Annotated in this window: 20 protein-coding genes; 12 read left to right on the top strand and 8 right to left on the bottom strand. The window is 72.1% G+C overall.

What is annotated here, in order from left to right:
• The first annotated feature begins 179 nt into the window (after positions 1–179).
• From IF655_RS03245 to IF655_RS03230, 4 genes are all read left to right on the top strand, one after another.
• On the top strand, positions 180–689 hold the full coding sequence (locus IF655_RS03245; protein ID WP_199581955.1) for a flavin reductase family protein: 510 nt from the start codon (positions 180–182) through the stop codon (positions 687–689).
• Positions 690–930: 241 nt separating this feature from the next.
• Positions 931–1716, top strand: a complete 786-nt coding sequence (locus IF655_RS03240) for an electron transfer flavoprotein subunit beta/FixA family protein (RefSeq protein ID WP_199581954.1) — start codon at positions 931–933, stop codon at positions 1714–1716.
• A 51-nt stretch (positions 1717–1767) separates the two neighbouring features.
• Positions 1768–2730, top strand: a complete 963-nt coding sequence (locus IF655_RS03235) for an electron transfer flavoprotein subunit alpha/FixB family protein (RefSeq protein ID WP_199581953.1) — start codon at positions 1768–1770, stop codon at positions 2728–2730.
• 198 nt (positions 2731–2928) lie between these two features.
• Positions 2929–4212 (top strand): aldolase/citrate lyase family protein, encoded by a 1284-nt coding sequence (locus IF655_RS03230; protein WP_199581952.1) that lies wholly within the window; start codon positions 2929–2931, stop codon positions 4210–4212.
• A 15-nt stretch (positions 4213–4227) separates the two neighbouring features.
• On the opposite strand, the gene IF655_RS03225 is transcribed toward IF655_RS03230, so the two are convergent.
• A complete protein-coding gene (locus IF655_RS03225) occupies positions 4228–5280 on the bottom strand; it encodes a LacI family DNA-binding transcriptional regulator (protein ID WP_199581951.1) in 1053 nt (350 codons plus the stop codon).
• Positions 5281–5496: 216 nt separating this feature from the next.
• Here IF655_RS03225 and IF655_RS03220 point away from each other — a divergent pair, with 216 nt between their 5' ends.
• A complete protein-coding gene (locus tag IF655_RS03220; RefSeq protein ID WP_199581950.1) occupies positions 5497–6453 on the top strand; it encodes an ROK family protein in 957 nt (318 codons plus the stop codon).
• 135 nt (positions 6454–6588) lie between these two features.
• Here IF655_RS03220 and IF655_RS03215 read toward each other — a convergent pair whose 3' ends face one another.
• From IF655_RS03215 to IF655_RS03200, 4 genes are all read right to left on the bottom strand, one after another.
• Complete coding sequence (locus IF655_RS03215; RefSeq protein WP_242488520.1) at positions 6589–7446, bottom strand: hypothetical protein; 858 nt, start codon at positions 7444–7446, stop codon at positions 6589–6591.
• Between the two features lie 99 nt (positions 7447–7545).
• Positions 7546–9576: an NPCBM/NEW2 domain-containing protein gene (locus IF655_RS03210; protein WP_199581949.1), complete on the bottom strand. Its 2031-nt coding sequence runs from the start codon at positions 9574–9576 to the stop codon at positions 7546–7548.
• Between the two features lie 224 nt (positions 9577–9800).
• On the bottom strand, positions 9801–10277 hold the full coding sequence (locus IF655_RS03205; protein ID WP_199581948.1) for an ATP-binding protein: 477 nt from the start codon (positions 10275–10277) through the stop codon (positions 9801–9803).
• A complete protein-coding gene (locus IF655_RS03200; RefSeq protein WP_199581947.1) occupies positions 10274–10669 on the bottom strand; it encodes an STAS domain-containing protein in 396 nt (131 codons plus the stop codon). The genes IF655_RS03205 and IF655_RS03200 overlap by 4 nt, the downstream gene beginning before the upstream one ends.
• Before the next feature lie 324 nt (positions 10670–10993).
• Between IF655_RS03200 and IF655_RS03195 the strand changes: the two genes are divergently transcribed.
• From IF655_RS03195 to IF655_RS03185, 3 genes are read left to right on the top strand one after another with little or no spacing between them, the layout of a single operon-like run.
• Complete coding sequence (locus tag IF655_RS03195) at positions 10994–12697, top strand: SpoIIE family protein phosphatase (protein ID WP_374100161.1); 1704 nt, start codon at positions 10994–10996, stop codon at positions 12695–12697.
• Complete coding sequence (locus IF655_RS03190) at positions 12694–13779, top strand: B12-binding domain-containing protein (RefSeq protein ID WP_199581945.1); 1086 nt, start codon at positions 12694–12696, stop codon at positions 13777–13779. The genes IF655_RS03195 and IF655_RS03190 overlap by 4 nt, the downstream gene beginning before the upstream one ends.
• Complete coding sequence (locus IF655_RS03185) at positions 13776–14129, top strand: STAS domain-containing protein (RefSeq protein ID WP_199581944.1); 354 nt, start codon at positions 13776–13778, stop codon at positions 14127–14129. The genes IF655_RS03190 and IF655_RS03185 overlap by 4 nt, the downstream gene beginning before the upstream one ends.
• 66 nt (positions 14130–14195) lie before the next feature.
• Here IF655_RS03185 and IF655_RS03180 read toward each other — a convergent pair whose 3' ends face one another.
• Positions 14196–14366, bottom strand: coding sequence for a hydrophobic protein (locus tag IF655_RS03180; protein ID WP_199581943.1), 171 nt, complete (start codon positions 14364–14366; stop codon positions 14196–14198).
• A gap of 230 nt (positions 14367–14596) precedes the next feature.
• On the opposite strand from IF655_RS03180, the gene IF655_RS03175 reads away from it, so the two are divergent.
• From IF655_RS03175 to IF655_RS03165, 3 genes are all read left to right on the top strand, one after another.
• Complete coding sequence (locus tag IF655_RS03175) at positions 14597–14770, top strand: CsbD family protein (protein ID WP_199581942.1); 174 nt, start codon at positions 14597–14599, stop codon at positions 14768–14770.
• Between the two features lie 153 nt (positions 14771–14923).
• Positions 14924–15115, top strand: coding sequence for a hypothetical protein (locus tag IF655_RS03170; protein ID WP_199581941.1), 192 nt, complete (start codon positions 14924–14926; stop codon positions 15113–15115).
• Positions 15116–15247: 132 nt separating this feature from the next.
• The gene (locus IF655_RS03165) at positions 15248–16291 is read left to right on the top strand and encodes an NUDIX hydrolase (RefSeq protein WP_199581940.1); all 1044 of its coding nucleotides are present in this window, start codon (positions 15248–15250) and stop codon (positions 16289–16291) included.
• 6 nt (positions 16292–16297) lie between these two features.
• On the opposite strand, the gene IF655_RS03160 is transcribed toward IF655_RS03165, so the two are convergent.
• Positions 16298–17221: a zinc-binding dehydrogenase gene (locus IF655_RS03160; protein ID WP_199581939.1), complete on the bottom strand. Its 924-nt coding sequence runs from the start codon at positions 17219–17221 to the stop codon at positions 16298–16300.
• Between the two features lie 99 nt (positions 17222–17320).
• On the opposite strand from IF655_RS03160, the gene IF655_RS03155 reads away from it, so the two are divergent.
• Positions 17321–17764, top strand: coding sequence for a MarR family winged helix-turn-helix transcriptional regulator (locus tag IF655_RS03155; protein WP_199581938.1), 444 nt, complete (start codon positions 17321–17323; stop codon positions 17762–17764).
• Positions 17765–17815: 51 nt separating this feature from the next.
• On the opposite strand, the gene IF655_RS03150 is transcribed toward IF655_RS03155, so the two are convergent.
• Positions 17816–19171, bottom strand: a complete 1356-nt coding sequence (locus IF655_RS03150; RefSeq protein ID WP_199581937.1) for a dipeptidase — start codon at positions 19169–19171, stop codon at positions 17816–17818.
• Positions 19172–19276: the final 105 nt, after the last annotated feature.

The raw sequence follows: 19276 nt of genomic DNA, 5'->3' as shown, positions 1-19276 counted from the left end.
CGCGGACCGTACTTGACTGTGCGCACCAACCATCGTCAGCCTGGCCGTATGCCGACCGAACTCCTTCTCGTCGGGCGGGCCCACGTCGACCTGGCCCGCACCGCGAGCGCGCGCTGTCCGGGCTGTTGAGCAGCCACGGAATCCGCTCCGCTCGCCCTCCTCAGCAGAAGGACAACTCCATGACGGCCACGCCCGATCTCGGCACCCACCAGACCGCCTCGCCCGAACTGCTGCGCGCCACCTTCCGCCGCCACGCCGCCGGTGTCGCGGTCATCACCGCCCGCGCCGACCACGGTCCGGTCGGCTTCACCGCGACCTCCGTCACCTCCGTCTCCGCCGAACCTCCGCTCGTCTCCTTCGGCATAGGCACCGGCGCGTCGAGCTGGCCCGCCGTCTCGCGCGCCGAGTACGTCGGCGTCCATCTGCTCGCCGAGCACCAGGACGGTCTCGCCGCCACGTTCGCCCGCAGCGGAGCCGACCGCTTCGGCCCGGCCACCGCCTGGCGCGAGGGACCGGAGGGCGTGCCCGTCCTGGACGACGTGCTCGCCTGGCTGGTCTGCCGGATCGTCGGCCGCGTCCCGGCCGGGGACCACCGGATCGTGCTCGCCGAGGTCGTGCTCGGCGACCCCTCGGGCGCCGGGCGCCCGCTGCTCTACCACCAGGGCCGCTTCAACGCGCTGCGGGACTGACCGGCGCCGGGCCCGCTGCGGGGAGGGGCGGCCCGCTTCTGCGTCGCCGTCGAGTTCCGGTTACGCTGCGTTGCGAAGGTCACAGTTCAAAGCGCTTGCTCAGCGGGCACGAACTGGATGTACTGGCGAGTAATATTTCGGCCGGGAGCGCACCGACGCCCCGACCGGGACCGGCCGCTTGAGGCGCCTATGCTGCCTTCAAGAGGCAGCCCGGAAATGACGATGCAGTAGGAGAGCCGGCGTGAGCTTGAGGATCGTTGTCACTGTGAAGTACGTGCCCGACGCCACTGGCGACCGGCACTTCGCCGATGACCTGACCGTCGATCGTGACGACGTGGACGGTCTGCTCTCCGAGCTGGACGAGTACGCGGTCGAGCAGGCCCTCCAGATCGCGGACGACGCGGACGACGCCGAGGTCACCGTCCTGACCGTCGGCCCCGAGGACGCCAAGGACGCGCTGCGCAAGGCTCTCTCGATGGGCGCCGACAAGGCGATCCACATCGAGGACGACGACCTGCACGGCACCGACGCGCTGGGCACCTCCCTGGTGCTGGCCAAGGCGATCGAGAAGGCCGGTTACGACCTGGTGATCTCCGGCATGGCCTCCACCGACGGCACCATGGGTGTCGTACCCGCCCTGGTCGCGGAGCGCCTCGGCGTGCCGCAGGTGACGCTGCTGTCCGAGGTCTCCGTCGAGGACGGCACCGTCAAGGGCCGCCGCGACGGCGACACCGCCTCGGAGCAGCTCGAGGCGTCCCTCCCGGCGGTCGCGTCGGTGACCGACCAGTCGGGCGAGGCGCGTTACCCGTCTTTCAAGGGCATCATGGCCGCCAAGAAGAAGCCGGTGGAGTCCTGGGACCTGTCCGACCTCGACATCGAGGCGGAGGAGGTCGGTCTGGACGGCGCGTACACCAAGGTCGAGGCCGTGGCCGAGCGCCCGGCGCGCACCGCGGGCACGATCGTCAAGGACGAGGGCGAGGGCGGCAAGCAGCTCGCCGAGTTCCTCGCGGGCCAGAAGTTCATCTAAGGCTCCGCGCCCAGACCGCCCCTCAACTTCGTTACGCAGGAGAGCAATCCCATGGCTGAAGTCCTCGTCTACGTCGACCACGTGGACGGTGCCGTCCGCAAGCCCACCCTGGAGCTGCTGACGCTGGCCCGCCGCATCGGCGAGCCCGTCGCCGTCGCGCTGGGCAACGGCGCCGCCGACACCGCCGCCACGCTGGCCGAGCACGGCGCGACCCGCGTCCTCACCCACGACGCGTCCGAGTACGCCGACTACCTCGTCGTCCCGAAGGTCGACGCCCTCCAGGCCGCCGTCGAGGCCGTGTCCCCGGCCGCCGTGCTGGTGCCGTCCTCCGCCGAGGGCAAGGAGATCGCCGCCCGCCTGGCGCTGCGCACCGGCTCCGGCGTCATCACCGACGCCGTCGACATCGAGGCGGGCGACGAGGGCCCGGTGGCCACCCAGTCGGTGTTCGCCGCGTCCTTCACCACCAAGTCCCGAGTCGTCAAGGGCACCCCGGTCATCACGGTCAAGCCGAACTCGGCCGCCGTCGAGGCCGCCCCGGCCGCCGGTGCGGTCGAGTCCCTGTCGGTCACCTTCTCCGACCAGGCCACCGGCACCAAGGTCACCGGTCGCACCCCGCGCGAGTCGACCGGTCGTCCGGACCTGACCGAGGCCGCGATCGTCGTCTCCGGCGGCCGTGGCGTCAACGGCGCGGAGAACTTCGCGATCATCGAGGCGCTGGCCGACTCCCTCGGCGCGGCCGTCGGCGCCTCGCGTGCCGCGGTGGACGCGGGCTGGTACCCGCACACCAACCAGGTCGGTCAGACCGGCAAGTCGGTCTCGCCGCAGCTCTACATCGCCAACGGCATCTCCGGCGCCATCCAGCACCGCGCCGGTATGCAGACCTCGAAGACGATCGTCGCGGTCAACAAGGACCCCGAGGCTCCGATCTTCGACCTGGTCGACTACGGCGTCGTCGGCGACCTCTTCGAGGTCGTCCCGCAGCTCACGGACGAGATCAAGACCCGCAAGGGCTGATCCAGGCAGAGCACGCCCGCGTGCTCCCGTGCGCACAGGACCCCCGCGACCGGCATCCGGTCGCGGGGGTTCCGCGTTTCCCGCCCCGCCCGGAAGGTGTTGACCCGGACCGGAGGGTGTTGACCAGCGAGAATCACCCCGGATAGCTTCGGCGCGCGGACCCGTCCGGTTCCGCGCCGTGCGAGAGGGAGGGTGTGGATGGACGGGCAGGAGAAGATCAGGACCAGCCTCGCGGACTCGATCGCGGAACGCGTCGGCGCCCTCCTCGCCCCCGTCGACGCCGACCTGGCCCGCCGCTACCCGGGCGACCCCGGCACCCGGCAGCCCGTCCACACCGTCTACGTCCCCGCCGATGCCTACGCCGCCGACACCCCCCGCGCCTGGGGCGACCACGCCCTCGCCGCCCTCGACCGGCACGCCCCCGACGCCGAGTCCTTCGCGGCCGTCCTCGGGCTGTCCGCCGAACTCGCCGACCCGGTGTACTCCCGCGTCCGCGCCAAGCTGGAGCGCGAGCCGGTGGAAGACCTCCGGGTCGACTTCGAGGACGGCTACGGCATCCGCCCCTCCGAGGAGGAGGACCAGGCCGCCGCCCGCGCCGCCCGGCTCGTCGCGGAGGCGTACGAGAAGGGCACGGCGCCGCCGTACACCGGCATCCGCGTCAAGTGCCTGGAAGCCGGGGTGCGCGAGCGGGGCATCCGCACCCTGGACGTCTTCCTCACCGGGCTGCTCGCGGCGGGCGGGCTGCCCGAGGGGCTGGTGCTGACGCTGCCGAAGGTGACGTACGCCGAGCAAGTGACCGCCTTCGCGCGGCTGCTGGACGCCTTCGAGGAGACCCACGGACTGGAGCGCGGACGCCTCGGCTTCGAGATCCAGATCGAGACCAGCCAGGCCGTCCTCGCCGCCGACGGCACCGCGACCGTCGCCCGCATGATCCAGGCGGGCGAGGACCGCGTCACCGGACTCCACTACGGCACCTTCGACTACAGCGCCGCCCTCGGCGTCTCCGCCGCCCACCAGGCGCCCGACCATCCCGCCGCCGACCACGCCAAGGCGGTCATGCAGGTCGCCGCAGCGGGCACCGGCGTCCGCCTGTCCGACGGCTCCACCAACGTGCTGCCGGTCGGTCCCGCCGAGCAGGTCCACGCGGCCTGGCGGCTGCACCACGGTCTCGTCCGCCGCTCCCTCGCCCGCGCCTACTACCAGGGCTGGGACATGCACCCCGGCCATCTGCCGACCCGCTACGCGGCCGTCTTCGCCTTCTACCGCGAGGGGTTCGAGCGCGCCGCCGACCGGCTCGCCCGCTACGCAGTCCGCGCGGGCGGCGACGTCATGGACGAGCCCGCCACCGCCCGGGCTCTCAGCGGCTACCTCCTGCGCGGCCTTGACTGCGGCGCCCTCGACACCGCCGAGGTCGCCGCCCTGACCGGGCTGAGCCGGGGCGACCTGGAGTCCTACGCGGCTCCCGGTGGCCGCCCCGCCTGAGCGGGCGCCGAAGCCTCAGTCCGCCGGGGGCAGTTCGCCCGAGCCGCGCTCGATCAGCCGGGTCGGCAGCTCGATCCGCTCCGCCGCCGCCAGCGCGCCGTCCAGCCGCCGGAACAGCCGCTCGGCGGCGGTACGACCGAGCGCCGCCGCGTCCTGAGCGACGACCGTCACCCCCGGCTGGAGCAGATCGGCCAGCTCGAAGTCGTCGAACCCGACCAGGGCGACCGGGCGCGTGTGCTCGGCCAGCACCCGGATCACGGTGACCGTCACCCGGTTGTTGCCCGTGAATATGGCGGTCACCGGTGAGGTCCCGGTCAGCATCCCCTCGGCCGCCCGGCGCACCCGCTCCGGGTTGGTCGCGCCGAGCGACATCCAGTCGTCCTCGACGGCTATTCCGGCGTCCTCCATGGCGGCCCGGTAGCCGCGCAGCCGCTCCGCCGCCGTGTGGATGTTCGGCATGTCGCCGATGAAGCCGATCCGGCGGTGCCCGTGCGCGATCAGATGGGCCACGCCGTCGCGGGCGCCGCCGAAGTTGTCGGAGAGCACCACGTCCGCCTCGATGCGCGCGGCCGGGCGGTCCACGAACACCGTCGCGACGCCCGCCCTGATCTCCGGCTCCAGATAGCGGTGGTCGTCCCCGGCCGGGATCACCACCAGACCGTCCACCCGACGTGCGCACAGCGCGAGCGCCAACTCCCGCTCCCGCTCCGGGTCCTCGGCGCTGGAACCGTTGATCAGCAGGGCGCCGTGGGCGCGGGCCACCTCCTCGACCGCGCGGCTGAGCGGACCGTAGAACGGGTCCGCGAGGTCCTCCAGGACCAGTCCGATGCTGGCCGTACGGCCCTTGCGGAGCACGCGTGCGCTGTCGTTGCGCCGGAAGCCCAGGGCGTCGATGGCTTCCTGGACGCGCCGTTCGGTGTCGGGGGTGACCCCGGGCTCGCCGTTGACCACGCGGGAGACCGTCTTGAGCCCCACCCCGGCCCGCGCGGCCACGTCCTTCATGGTGGGCCGGTTGCCGTAACGGCCGGTGGCGCCGGCGGGGTCCGCTCGGCGGGTGGTCTCGGGCACGATGCGGAGTCCTGTCCTGTCGTCCGTGGTCTTCACTGGCCGGTGCCCCGGTCGGGGCCGGTACGAGCGTGTGGCGTCGAGCATAGAGCCTGGACAACGTTGTCAGGTGCGCGAGAGACTGTCCACCGCCGTCCCCGGTCCAGGTCCGTCATGACCGGTCGGGGGCGTTTTCCGGCTTCGCTCCATCTCACGGCTCGACGGGGAGACCTGACACTGATGCACACCGACCTCGTGGCTGCGCTGGACATCGGCGGCACCAAGATCGCGGGCGCGCTGGTGGACGGCGACGGCCGGATCCACACGCGGACGCAGCGCGCCACGCCTGCCCGCGAGGACGGTGAAACGGTTATGCGCGCGGTCGAGGAGGTGCTCGCCGAGCTGTCCGCCTCGCCGCTGTGGTCCCGCGCCGAGGCCCTCGGCATCGGCAGCGCCGGACCGGTGGACGCCTCCGCGGGCACCGTCAGCCCCGTCAACGTGCCGGGCTGGCGCGGCTATCCGCTCGTGGAGCGGGTGCGCGCGGCGACCGGGGGCGATCTGCCGGTGGAGCTGATCGGGGACGGTGTCGCCATCACGGCCGCCGAGCACTGGCAGGGCGCGGCGCGCGGCCACGACAACGCGCTGTGCATGGTGGTCTCCACGGGCGTCGGCGGCGGCCTGGTCCTGGGCGGACGGCTGCACCCCGGACCCACCGGCAACGCCGGTCACATCGGCCACATCAGCGTCGACCTGGACGGCGAGCTGTGTCCCTGCGGTTCGCGCGGCTGCGTCGAGGGACTGTCCAGCGGCCCGAACATCGCCCGCCGCGCCCTGGAACAGGGCTGGCTGCCCGGTCCCGACGGTGACACCTCCGCCGTCGCCGTGGCCGCCGCCGCCCGCGCGGGCGACCCGGTCGCCGTCGCCGCCTTCGAACGCGCCGCCCAGGCCCTCGCCGCCGGAATCGCCGCCACCGCGACCCTCGTCGAGATCGACATCGCGGTGATCGGCGGCGGCGTCGGCAAGGCGGGCGACGTCCTCTTCGCCCCCCTCCGCAAGGCCCTCGCCCACTACGCGACGCTGTCGTTCGTCCAGCGCCTGACGGTCGCGCCCGCGCAGATGGGCACGGACGCGGGGCTGGTGGGGGCGGCTGCGGCGGCGCTCGCGCGGAGGCCGGGGGCGGCGGCTGCGGGGGTCTGAGGGGGCGTCGGGGTCTAGGTGCTGAGGGGGAGGCAGTCCTCTTCCCATCGCGCGAAGACGTGAAGCGGCAACGCGCCCCGGAACCTCCAGGTTCTTCTCCGCCTCGTCAGGCCCGCATCCGGTCCCGCTTCTCACCTACGTGGTCGGCGGGCTGTTCCTCTCCACCGTCAGCGCCTCCCCGGCGATCAGGCGGTCGGCCGTGTCGTCTGCCTGCGGGAACACCGGCGATGTGAGCCGCAGTCCAACGCCGTCCAGCGCTTTGGTGACACGCTCCGCCAGTTCGCCGCGCTGTCCGTCCGGAACGCGGGTGAGTTCGAGGGAGAGCCAGATCCGCGTGTCTCGGCCCTGAGAGACACGGACCGCGTCGTGTGGGGGAGTACAGGGAATCGCCGCCTCGGTCAGCGCCTGGACGGCTTGGTCCCGGAGTTGCGCCGTGCTGCGCTGGTCGACCGCGCGCGTCGCGGCGTAGATCGCCTCGCACAGTGCGCTGGCGGCGGGGAGTGCCGCGCTGACGGGGATGGTGAACGGTCCCATGGTGACGGTGTCGGTGACCGGGTCGTAGCCGAAGCTCCAGAAGCGGCGGGCTACGGCGCGTGGGTCGGCGGTCTTGCGGGCGGCTGCCTGCGGGCCGCCGCCCTGGCCGCGGGCCCAGTCCTCGAAGTGGGTGAGACCGTCGCGGACGTGCTTGATGTTCGGCAGGGCGACAAGGAATGCCTGTTCGGCGTCATCGAGCGCGCTGATCACCGCGGGATCCATGCCGAGGTCTGTGAGGGCGGTCCGTTCGAGCTTCACCGCGGCGAGGAGCTGGCGCAGGGCGACGACCAGTGTGCGCGCGTCGATCTGCCGGGAGCTGAACCAGCCGACCTGGACGTCGTCGCTGTGCATGCGGTCGACGGTCAACGCGACCGTGGCACGCCACCAGTTCGCTTCCGAGAGCGCGATCGAGTACGGATGGTCCGCCGGGGACCAGTCATCCGGCGCGTTGCTGTTCATGACCGAATCCTCGCGCCCAGAACCTCCGGGTGTCTCCCCCCTTTGCGCCCAGGACGAGCCGAGGTCCTGGGCGCAGAGACAGCCGCGGCTACCGCGACTTCAGCAGCTCACCCGCGCCCCCGCCCAGTCCGCGTGGTCCGAGTCGATGCCGTCGCCGCCGTCCGTGACGACGAGGCGTATCACCCGGGCGCCGGAGATGTCGGCGGTCAGGGGGTGGGCGGGGTCCGTGTTGGTCAGGGTGCCGGTCGAGGCGGTTTTCGTGTCGTCGGCCCAGATCTCGAAGGCGACCGTGCCCTTGGTGCCCTTCTCGTCGTCGACGCCCACTTCGGCGGTGAAGTTCGTGCACCGCCCACCGGTGTAGTAGGCGATCTCGCTGGGGGCGTGGGTGCCGAGTCCCTTGGGGTAGGTCACCGAGCCGATGGTGAGGGGGTTGCCGTCGCCCGCCGCGCTCTCGCCGTTGCTGGTGTCGCGCTCCACGGGACCCCAGCCGCCGGTGGCCGACATCCAGGGCAGGTCGCTGAGGTAGGAGGTGCCGGAGGGCGGGCGTACCACCACGGCGGCGGTCAGCGGGAGGACGTCGGTGACCCGCGTTCCGGCTGCCGAGCGGTAACTCGCTTGCAGGGAAAGGGCGTAGGAGCCGGTGGGGGTGCCCTCCGGTGCCGTGACGCGCCAACGGGTGTGCAGGGACTTACCCGGGGCGAGTGCCGCGGTCCGGGTGGGGGAGAGGGCGCGTACGTCCCAGCCCTCGGGTCCGGTCAGGGACACGGACGCCCGGTGGGCTGTCGTACGGCCCAGGTCGGTGAGCGTGGTGGTCAGGGTCGCCGGGGTGCCCGCCTCGACCAACGGCTGTTCTGTCACGCCGAGTTCGGTGGCCGGGGGGTTCGTCGCCCAGTGTCCGTCGGCCGACACGCGCAGCAGGACGGTGCCGTGGGCCGGGACGGTCGCGGCGATGGTGCCCGCCGTGTTGAGGCTGCGGTGCCGCCAGAGGTCCCGCTGGGTGTAACCGGCGGCCTTCGGCAGACCCACGGCCGAGGCGCTGGTGGCGATGTGCTGGGCGGTCGCGGACTCGTTGAAGAGAGCCACCGTCCGGCTGCCGTCCGCCATTTCCTTGGCGACGACCCAGCGGCCACCCTCCGACGAGACGACCGTGCCCTGGCGGCCCAGCGGGTCCTGGTCGACCGCGATGACCTCCTTGTTGCCGAGGACGTCGAGGGTCTCGGCGGACGCCTTGCGTAGATCGGTGCCGATGAGCAGCGGCGCGGCCATGATCGACCAGAGGGAGAAGTGGGAGCGGTACTCGGTGTCCGTCATGCCGCCGTTGCCGACCTCCAGCATGTCGGGGTCGTTCCAGTGGCCCGGACCGGCGTAGGGCGCGAGGGGCAGGTTCTGCTTGAGGATCGACAGCATCGAGCCCCAGTTGTCGCTGATGTCCCCGGTGGTGCGCCAGAGTTGGCCCACGTCGGCGGCCCACTCCCAGGGCTTGTTCTCGCCCCACTCGCAGATGCTGAAGACGATGGGGCGCCCGGTGGCTTTCAGGGCGTCACGCATCGTGCGGTAACGCTGGCGCGCGTCCACGCCCTGGTTGTTGCAGTTGTCGTACTTGAGGTAGTCGACGCCCCACTCCGCGAACTGCCGTGCGTCACTCGCCTCGTGACCGAGCGCGCCGGGGAAGCCCGTGGTGTCGCAGGTCCTGGTGCCCGCGCTGGTGTAGATGCCGAGCTTGAGCCCCTTGGCGTGCACATAGTCGGCAACAGCCTTGATCCCGTGGGGGAATCGGGCCGGGTCGGGCACCAACTGCCCGTTCGCGTCCCGGTTCGGCAGCGCCCAGCAGTCGTCCAGATTGACGTACTGGTAACCGGCGTCCTTCAGACCCTTGTCGACGAAGAGGTCCGCTATCCCCTCGACCATGGTCTCGTTGAACTCGGCCCGGCAATGGGTGGAGTTCCAGTTGTTGAAGCCCATGGGCGGGGTGAGGGCGAGACCGTCGTCCGAGGCGACGGCCGTACTCCGTACGGGAGTTGCCGCGGCGGGCACGGTGAGGGCGGCCGCGCTCACCAGCAGCGCGGCGGCGAGCGCGCCGACCGCGGTGACACCGGCTCTGCGGGATCTGTACGTGTGGGGGTGACGCATCGTCCACGGTCCTCCGACTCGCGTGCGCGGGTGACGGCATGTTCGTGTCAGCGGTGCGCGATTACGGTAGGACGTGTGGGACTGTGTTGGAAGCCTCGCGACGAACGGGTATCAGCCGTTCGGTTGTGTGGGTTTCGGCGCGGTCGAGCGGTGTGACGGGCGCGCGCGGCGCACTCCGTACCGCTCACCACGTGGCGGAGGCGGCGCCGAGCAGCCGTCCCGGGCTACGCGGGATTTTCGCCCTGCCCGGCGGACGCGTCCCGCTCCACCTTCCAGTGCGCGATGACCGCCTTGCCCCTCGGAGTGCGCATCGTGGTGACCAAGTCGCTGAGACTGTCCACCAGTCCGAGACCGAGACCGCCGTGCCCGTCGAGGGTGTCGCCCTGCCGGGCGCGCGGAAGGTGCGGGCTGGAGTCCTCGACCTGGAGGGTGAGCATTCCGTCGGCGTGGCGCAGGGTGACGGTCCAGGTGCCCTCCGGGGTGTGCCGGGCGGCATTGGTGACCAGCTCGCTGAGCACGACCTGGACGGCCGGAATGTCGGCGCCCGGACAGTGATCCTCCAGGTAGGCGACGGCAAGGCGGCGGGCGTCGCCGGGTGAGGCGGTGCCGGAGTCCGCGGAGAACACGGCGCTCGGCCGGACCGGCTTTCCGCTGTCACCACGGGGCTCGGGCACGTGACGGGACGGGTCGAGGGTGCTCATGGGCGGTCCGGTGAGGGCGGCAGGGACAGGGCGGTGCGCGCCGCGTCGAGGTCGGGATACAGCGGCAACACGGTCTCCGCTCCTGTCACTTCGAGGAGGCGCCGTACGTTCCGGTCGGCGCCGAACAGGGCCACCTGGCGCTGCCGGGTGGTCCGCAGCAGGTGGTTGAGCAACGACGAGTCGCAGAAGCCGAGTTCCCGCAGGTCGAACAGCACGGGTCCACGGCTCTGGCGCAGGGCGACGCCGGTGGCTGCCTCGACCTCCTTCATCAGGTGGAGTTCGACGTCCCCGCGCAGGCCAATGATCCACAGGCCCTCCTCCGGGCGCGAGTAGGACACCGCGGGCGAAGCCGCGGCTTCGGAGTCGTCGAGCTTGTGACCGCTGTCCATCATGGGAGTCATAGTGCCCTGTTGAGGTCCTTGTGCGCTCCACCGGGAGTGCGGTGGACGCGGTGCGGATGCCGGGACCTCGCCGGGGAGGCGTCCACGGGACGGTCGGCGGCACCGGTCCGGTCGGTGATCCTCTTCACCGCGGTGCCCCCGGTTCGATCGCCGCGGGCGGTCCCGGCGTGCGCGCCCGGGACCTTTTGTGGCGGTTGCGTGTGTATGTGCTGCGCTGGTTGCAAAGGCTGTGCCCGGTGCGGGACGGTTGCGCGAGGAGAACTGTTTCCGACTGACAGGAAGGTGGTGTGGTGCGCACCGTGCGTGCCTGTATTTGTGACTGCGTCCCACAGCTTTTCCGCCCTTCCGTCCGAGGCGGGCCTGGACATCGGGCCCGCGTGGACTGATGCCCCCTATCCCGTGCTGGTCACCGACCGGCACGGACGGCTGGGGCGCCTGAACGATGCCGCCCGGCAGGTACTGCCGGACGCGGTGAGCGGCGCCCGGCTCTCCGAGCAGGTTCCCGCCTGGCTCGCGGACGCCCATCGGCGCGTCCTCGCCGCACACTCCCCGGGTACGGGCACGAAGGTCCCGTACGGAGCCATCGGCGACCGGTTCTTCGAGGCGCACCCCACGGTCATCGAGGGTGACGTGGTGTGGTGGCTGGTCGACGACACCGACCGCCGCCTGGCCGAGAGGGCGCTCAGCGACGCCCGACGGCGCTCCGCGGTGCTCTCGGAGACGTCCAGCACCCTGCTGTCCACGCTCAACGTGCCGCGGTGCATGGAGGTGGCCGCCGCCATGGCCGCGGAACATCTCGCCGAAGCCGCCGTCCTGATCGCGCCGCCCCGGGGCCGGCGCTTCTCCCTCACCTACGCCTGCCGGGGTGGTCCCGTCGTGCAGACCACCCGGCAGGTCGACCTCGCCGGTGTGCCCGGACTGCGGGAGGCGCTGCAGGGCTTCCCGCCGGTGCCCGCCCGCTGGATCAACCCCGCCGACATCCCCGACTGGGCCGTCCCGGACGGTTTCGCCGGACCGGTCGGCTCCGTGATCGTCACACCGCTGCCCGGACACGGCGTCCCGGCCGGCGCGCTCATCCTGCTGCGCTCCAGCACCGAGCAGGCGTTCACCGAGGGCGAGGAGATCTTCGCCCGCCTGTTCGCCGCACGCGCCGGGGCGGCCCTGTCCGCCGCCCGCCTCTACACCGAGCAGGCCACGATCACCGCCACCCTCATGCAGGACCTCCTGCCACCGGCGCTGCGCACGGTGCACGGCGTGGAGTACGCAGGCGGCTACCGCAGCTCCGCCGACCACGAGCGCGTCGGCGGCGACTTCTACGACGTCCACCCCGGCGCCGGACCCGACGAGGAGACGCTCGTCGTCCTCGGCGACGTGGCGGGCAAGGGTCTGAACGCGGCGGTCCTGACCGGCAAGATACGCAACACGCTGCACGCCCTGCTGCCCCTCGCCGACGACCACGAGCACATCCTCAACCTGCTCAACAGCGCGCTGCTCACCTCTCACCACGCCCGCTTCGCCACCCTCACACTGGCGTCCGTACGACGCCGCGACGGCCGGGTACGACTGCGGCTGACCAGCGCCGGACACATGCCACCGCTCATCGTCCGCGCCGACGGCAGCGTGGAGGAGGCGGAAACCCGGGGCACCCTGGTCGGCGCGCTGCCCACGGTGACCGCGCGCACCGTCGAGACGGACCTCGCACCCGGCGAGACCTGCCTGCTGTACACCGACGGCATCACCGAGGCTCGCGGCGGTCCGCTGGGGGACGACCTCTTCGGCGAGGACCGGCTGAAGCGGGCGCTCGCCGAGTGCGCCGGTCTTCCGGCGGAGGCGGTGGTCGAGCGGGTACAGATGCTGGTCTCCCAGTGGCTCGGCAGCGGCCGCCACGACGACATGGCCGTCATGGCCGTCACCGCCCCGCGCACCGGCGCGCCGAGCGTCGTCGACGGGCAGGCGGACGACGGCAGGGCGGACGACAGGCAGGCGGACGGCGGACCGGTCGAGGGGACCACCCGGTGAGCGAGACCGCCGGAATCGATGCCACGGTGGAGCAGTTGTGGCAGGCGGTCGCCGACGGCGACGAGCGCCGGGCCGCCGCGACCGTCCACGACGCCCTGGCCGGGGGAGTGGACGAGGAGACCCTGCTGCTTCAGGTCATCGCACCCGTGCAGGAGAGAGTCGGGCGCGAATGGGCGGCCGACCGGATCAGCGTGGCCCAGGAGCACGCCGCCACCGCCATCAACGAGCGGGTCATCGCCACCCTCGCCCACCGCCCCGGCGCCGACCGGCGGACCGCCGATCGCGGCCGGGTGACGGTGAGCTGTGTGGACGGCGAATGGCACGCGCTGCCCGCCCGCCTGGTCGCCGAGGTCCTCGCCCTGCGCGGCTGGCGGGTGGACTACCTCGGCGCCCAGACCCCCACCCCGCATCTGATCTCCCATCTGCACCTCACCAACGCCGACGCGGTCCTGCTGTCCGCGTCGATCCCCACCCACCTGCCGACGGCGCACGCCGCCATCACCGCCTGCCAGTCCATCGGCGTCCCCGTCCTGGCCGGTGGTCCTGCCTTCGGTCCCGACGGTCGCTACGCCACCGCTCTGAAGGCGGACCGGTGGGCGCCCGACGCGCGTGCCGCGGCCGCCGCCCTGGAGCGCGGCATACCGCGCCCGGACGCCTCGGCGATCCGGCACGCCGTGGACGACCTGCCGCATCTGGCCGACCAGGAGTACACCCTGGTCGCCCGGTCCCGGCCGCAGCTCGTCCGGCAGGCACTGGCCGACCTGGAGCACCGCTTTCCCGCCCTGCGCGCCTACAGCGGCGCCCAGCACGAACGCACCGCCGAGGACATCGCCCATGTCGTCGACTTCCTGGCCACCGCCCTCTACGTCGACGACCCCGCGCTGTTCACGACGTTCGTCACCTGGACCGCCGGGATCCTCACCGTCCGGGGCGTGCCCGCCCCTTCGCTGTCGGCCGCCCTGGACGCCCTGGCCGAGCGGCTCCGTGACTTCCCGCGCACCGTGAAACTGCTCGAGCACGGCGCGAACGCCCTGAACGACCACCTCACCTGTCCCGTCCCCGGCCCCGGCATACACGCATGACACACCTGACGCCCAGTGAATTCACTCTGTCCTTCCGCCACGAGCCCGGCACGCTCTTCGTGCTGATCGGCGGTGAACTCGATCACGACACCAGCGACGACCTCCTCGACGAGGTCAGCCAGGAGCTGAGGGCCACCCGTCCCGCCCCACGGGACGTACGACTCGATTTCCGCGAGCTGGCGCACATCGACTCCTCCGGACTGACGGCCCTGCTGATGATCCACCGCCGCACCAGCGCCCTCGGCGCCACCCTGCACCTGGACAACCGGCCGCCCCACCTCGACCGCATGCTGCAGCTCACCAACGTTCTCGACCACCTCACCGCACCACCGACGAGCACCGAGACGTGAAGTGGCCCGGCCGATCTCGGCGGGGCCACTTCACGTAGGGCGGTGGGGAATCGCGCCCGCGGCGCTCTACCAGCGGTACCAGCGACCCTTGCGGCCGCCACTGCCGGCAGGACGGACGATGAAGCCGAGCAGCCACAGGACGAGAACGACGACCGCGATCCACCAGAGGGCCTTCAGCGCGAAACCCGCACCGAAAAGAATAAGGGCCAGAAGCAGAACCAGAATCAGGGGAACCATGTTTATCAACCTCCTGACCGCCTAATGTCCCCAACCCCGTCACACATGCGCACGAAAACAGAGTTAGATCACCGGACTTCCGGGAAGTCGTCGTTGATTTGCGCCGTCGTCAGCTCCGCGAGACGGCGGGGACCCAGGGCACATCGATTTCCGCTCAAGGGGTTTGCGTCGTGCAGTCGCGGCCATTCGCCTCCCATCAGGAAACAACGGCACGGCGAAAGGTGAGCGGCATGAGCGCCAGCGAGAAGGCCAAGGCGGCGACCGAGCAGGCCGGCGGCAAGGTCAAGGAGGCCGCGGGCCGCACGGTGGGCAACGAGAAGCTGACCGCCGAGGGCCGCGCCGAGCAGGTCGTGGGCGACGCCCGCCAGGCCAAGGAGAAGCTGAAGGACGCCGCGCAGGACTGACGCGCGGCGCATTCCGCGCCGAAAGGCGTGCGGCGGCTTACCCACCGACAGGACGGGGAGTCGCCGCACGCCTTTCGGGCGTCTTCGGCCGGTGGCACGCATTCCCGCCTGCGGGCCGCGTGACCTCCGGGCGCCGTGGCAGTTGATCAGGGCATGAAGAAGCGCAGCATGCTCGCCATCGCCAGCCTCGCCACCGGATTCGTCGTGGCCGCCATCACCCCGTCCCACGCGACCGAGGACGGCGCGCTGAAGGACCTCAGGGTCACCGACACCCTGGGCACGGTCGATCACCTCGTCAGCCAGGAGAGCCTGGACCTGGACGAGGGCACGCTCGGTACGGCCTGACACCGACGAGTACGGCGCCGGTACCCCTGTCGCGGGGGTGCCGGCGCCACGCTGTGCGCCCTCAACTGGAGGTGGTTTCCGTGGCAGGGTGGAACGGGCAAGCCCCAGGGGGCCAACAGAAGAGGGGGAACCGTGACCGTCGTCTGGATCAACGGCGCGTTCGGTGCGGGCAAGACCACCACCGCACGGGAACTGATCGAACTGATCCCGAACAGCACGCTCTTCGACCCCGAGATCATCGGCGCGGAGCTGTCCCGGCTGCTGCCCGCCAAGCACCTGGCCGAGGTCGGTGACTTCCAGGACCTGCCGATCTGGCGCCGCCTGGTCGTCGACACGGCGGCGGCGATGCTCGCCGAGCTGGGCGGCACGCTCGTCGTGCCGATGACCCTGCTGCGCCAGGAGTACCGCGACGAGATCTTCGGCGGTCTCGCCGCCCGCCGCATCGCCGTGCGCCACCTGGTGCTCGCCCCGGCCGAAACGATCCTGCGCGAGCGCATAGCCGCCCGGGAGGTACCGCCGGACCTCCCCGACGGCGAGATGCGGGTGCGCCAGTGGTCCTACGACCACATCGAGCCCTTCCACGCCGCGTTCGCCTCCTGGCTCGCCGTCGACGCCCACCCGATCGACACCGGCGCCCTCACACCGCGCGAAGCCGCCCTGTGCGTCACCGAGGCCATCGGCAGCGGCGCGGCCCGCCCCTGCGACATCGTGCAGACCCCGGAGCCCACCGCCGAGACCCTGGCGGCCGGGGTGCTCCTCTTCGACGAACACGACCAGGTGCTCCTCGTCGACCCCACCTACAAGCCCGGCTGGGAGTTCCCCGGCGGCGTCGTCGAACCCGGCGAGGCACCTGCCCGCGCCGGGATGCGCGAGGTCGCCGAGGAGACCGGCATACGGCTGCGCGAGGTGCCCCGGCTGCTCGTCGTCGACTGGGAACGCCCCGACCCGCCCGGCTACGGCGGTCTGCGCCTCCTCTTCGACGGCGGCCGCCTCGACCCCGCCGAAGCCGCCCGCGTCCACCTCCCCGGACCCGAACTGCGCGCCTGGCGCTTCGCCTCCGAACACGACGCCGCCGGTATGCTCCCCCCGGTCCGCTACGAACGCCTCCGCTGGGCCCTGCGGGCGCGTGAGCGGGGAGCGGCGATCTACCTGGAGGCGGGGACACCGGTCGGCTGACCCGGTCTACGGCACCAGGACCACCTTGCCGAGGTTGCGGCGGGACTCGATGATCCGGTGCGCCTCCGAGGCGTCAGCGAGCGGGAGGCGCGCGAACACGCTGGGGCGCAAGGCCCTTTGGCGGTAGTGGTCCCAGACTTCGGTGAGCCAACGGGTGTACAGCTCGGGCTGGGCGCGGGCGACGGCGGCCATCTGGAAACCCGTCACCGAGGCGCTTCTGAAGAGCAGTTGATGGGCGTCGACCGTGCCGCCGCCCGAACTGTAGGCGATCAGACGACCGTTGGGAGCCAGGGCGCGTACGGCGGAGTGGAGGACGTCCCCGCCCACTCCGTCGAGCACCACGTCCACCGGCTCGCCCCAGCTCTCGTCCGGGTAGAGGACCACCTCGTCGGCGCCCAACGACCGTACGAAGTCGGCTTTTTCGCGACTGCTCACCGCCGCGACCACGCGGGAGGCGCCGCCCGCCCGCGCGTACTGGAGGGCGAGTCCGCCGGTCGTGCCGGCCGCCGCCGTGACGAGGACCGTCTCGCCCGCGCGGGGGCGGGACGCCTCGTAGGCGCCGCGTGCCACAAGACCGCTGCGGACGAGTGCCACCGCCTCGGCCGAGGTCGCCTCCGGGGGGACGTGGGACGCCATCCGCTCGTGCAGCAGGGCGAGTTCGGCGTACGCGTGGGAGAAGCACAGGCCGGTGACCCGGTCGCCCGCCGCGAAGCCGGTGACACCCTCCCCGACGGCGACGACATGCCCCGCCACCTCTCCGCCCAGCGGTCCGGGCTCCGTACCCTCGCGGACCTTGCGGACGGCGGGCAGGGTGACCCCGATCGCCTCGGAGCGGACCAGCAGCTCACCGGGACCGGGTGCGGGAGCGGGCGCCTCCTCGGTGAACAGGACCTCCGGGCCGCCGTTGACCTCGTACCGGACGCGGCGCATGGACACCTCCACGGGAGCAAGTCGTTGGGCATTCCAACGGAATGGAGGCTAGAGCGCACATCGTTGGGAAGTCCAATGAATTGCGGCTACGCTGCCGCCATGACTCGCAGTGAGGCTCCGCGCCCTCTCGCGCACATCCAGTCCATGCCGAGCTGGCTGCTGGGCCGGGTCGCGGCGCGTGGGCGGAAGCTGGTGGGGGACGCGATCGCGGAGGAGGGGCTGAAGCTGCCGCAGCACGCGGTGCTCGCGGCGGTCGCCGAGTACGGGCCGCTCGCCCAGGCGGAGTTGGTCCGGCGCCTCGGCTTCGACGCCAAGGACGTGGTCCTGGTGCTCAACCACCTGGAGGACGCCGGACTCGCGGTGCGCGAACCCGACCCCGGGGACCGGCGCAAGAACGCGGTGCGGGTGACCCCGGCGGGGCTGAAGACCCTGGAGCGCTGCGCGGAGCTGACCGAGCAAGCAAACGCCGAACTCCTGGCACCGCTCGGCGCCGAGGAGAGCCGTCAGCTCCTGCGGCTGCTCGGGCGGGTGTACGAGGCGTAGCGGAACGGCCCCCGGCGGTGTTTCCTGCCGGGGGCCGTCACGGAAGGCGGGTCAGTTCGCCGCGTACTCCTGGAGGAACAGGGCCTCGGCGATCGAGAGGCGCTCCAGCTCCTCCGGGGACACGCTCTCGTCGACCGCGTGGATCTGGGCCTCGGGCTCGCTGAGGCCGATCAGCAGGATCTCCGCCTCGGGGTAGAGGGCGGCGAGGGTGTTGCAGAGCGGGATGGAGCCGCCCTGGCCCGCGTACTGCATGGTCTCGCCCGGGTAGGCGGCGGCCATGGCGGTGGCCATCGCCTGGTAGGCGGGGCTGGTGGTGTCGGCGCGGAAGGGCTGGCCGCTGCCGATCTGCTCGGTGCTGACCCGGGCGCCCCACGGCACGTGCGTCTCCAGGTGCGCCTGGAGCAGCTTGGACGCCTCGGTGGCGTCCGCGCCCGGCGGCACCCGGAGGCTGATCAGCGCGCGGGCGCTCGACTGCACCGACGGGGTCGCGCCGACGACCGGCGGGCAGTCGATGCCGAGCACCGTGACGGCGGGACGGGCCCAGATGCGGTCCGCCACCGAACCGTCGCCGATCAGACCGACGCCGTCCAGCACCTTGGCGTCCGAGCGGAACTGCTCCTCGGTGTACTCCAGACCGTCCCAGTGCTCGGCGGCCGCGAGGCCGTCCACCGTGGTCGAGCCGTCCTCGGCGCGCAGCGAGTCCAGGACCCGGATCAGCGCGGCGAGCGCGTCCGGGGCGGCGCCGCCGAACTGGCCCGAGTGCAGGTTCCCGGCGAGGGTGTCGACCTGGACGCGCACCAGCGTCATACCGCGCAGGGTGCTGGTCACGGTCGGCAGACCGACGCGGAAGTTGCCCGCGTCGCCGATCACGATCGCGTCGGCCGTCAGCAGCTCGGGGTGCTGCTCGGCGTAGCGCTCCAGACCGCCGGTGCCCTGCTCCTCCGAGCCCTCCACGATCACCTTGACGCCGACCGGGACGCCGCCGTCCGCCTTGAGGGCGCGCAGCGCCAGCAGGTGCATGATCAGGCCGCCCTTGCAGTCGGCGCTGCCGCGCCCGTACCAGCGGCCGTTCCGCTCGGTCAGCTCGAACGGCGGAGTCGTCCACGCGGCCTCGTCCAGCGGCGGCTGCACGTCGTAGTGGGCGTAGAGCAGGACGGTCTTCGCGCCCTCGGGTCCGGGCAGGTAGCCGTAGACCGACTGGGTGCCGTCCGGGGTGTCGAGGAGCGCCACGTCGGTGAAGCCCTCGGCGCGCAGCGCGTCCGCGATCCAGTTCGCGGCACCCTCGCTCTCGCTCTTGGGGAACTGCTCGAAGTCCGCCACCGACTTGAAGGCGACCAGCTCGGTCAGCTCCGCCTTGGCGCGGGGCATGAGCGAGACGACGGTCTCGGCGACCGAATTCGACGGCATGGGGCACGCTCCTCGTGGGTGCGACGCTGTTTTCGCGACGTTGAACTGCTGGGATACCCCCGATCCTCCCACAGTGGGCTCCGGCGGTGATCGCCGTAGGATGCC

Origin of the sequence: Streptomyces sp. DSM 110735 (assembly GCF_016482685.1) — a bacterium.
Classification (GTDB): Bacteria; Actinomycetota; Actinomycetes; order Streptomycetales; family Streptomycetaceae; genus Streptomyces.
This window is presented reverse-complemented; position numbering and strand designations above follow the sequence as displayed.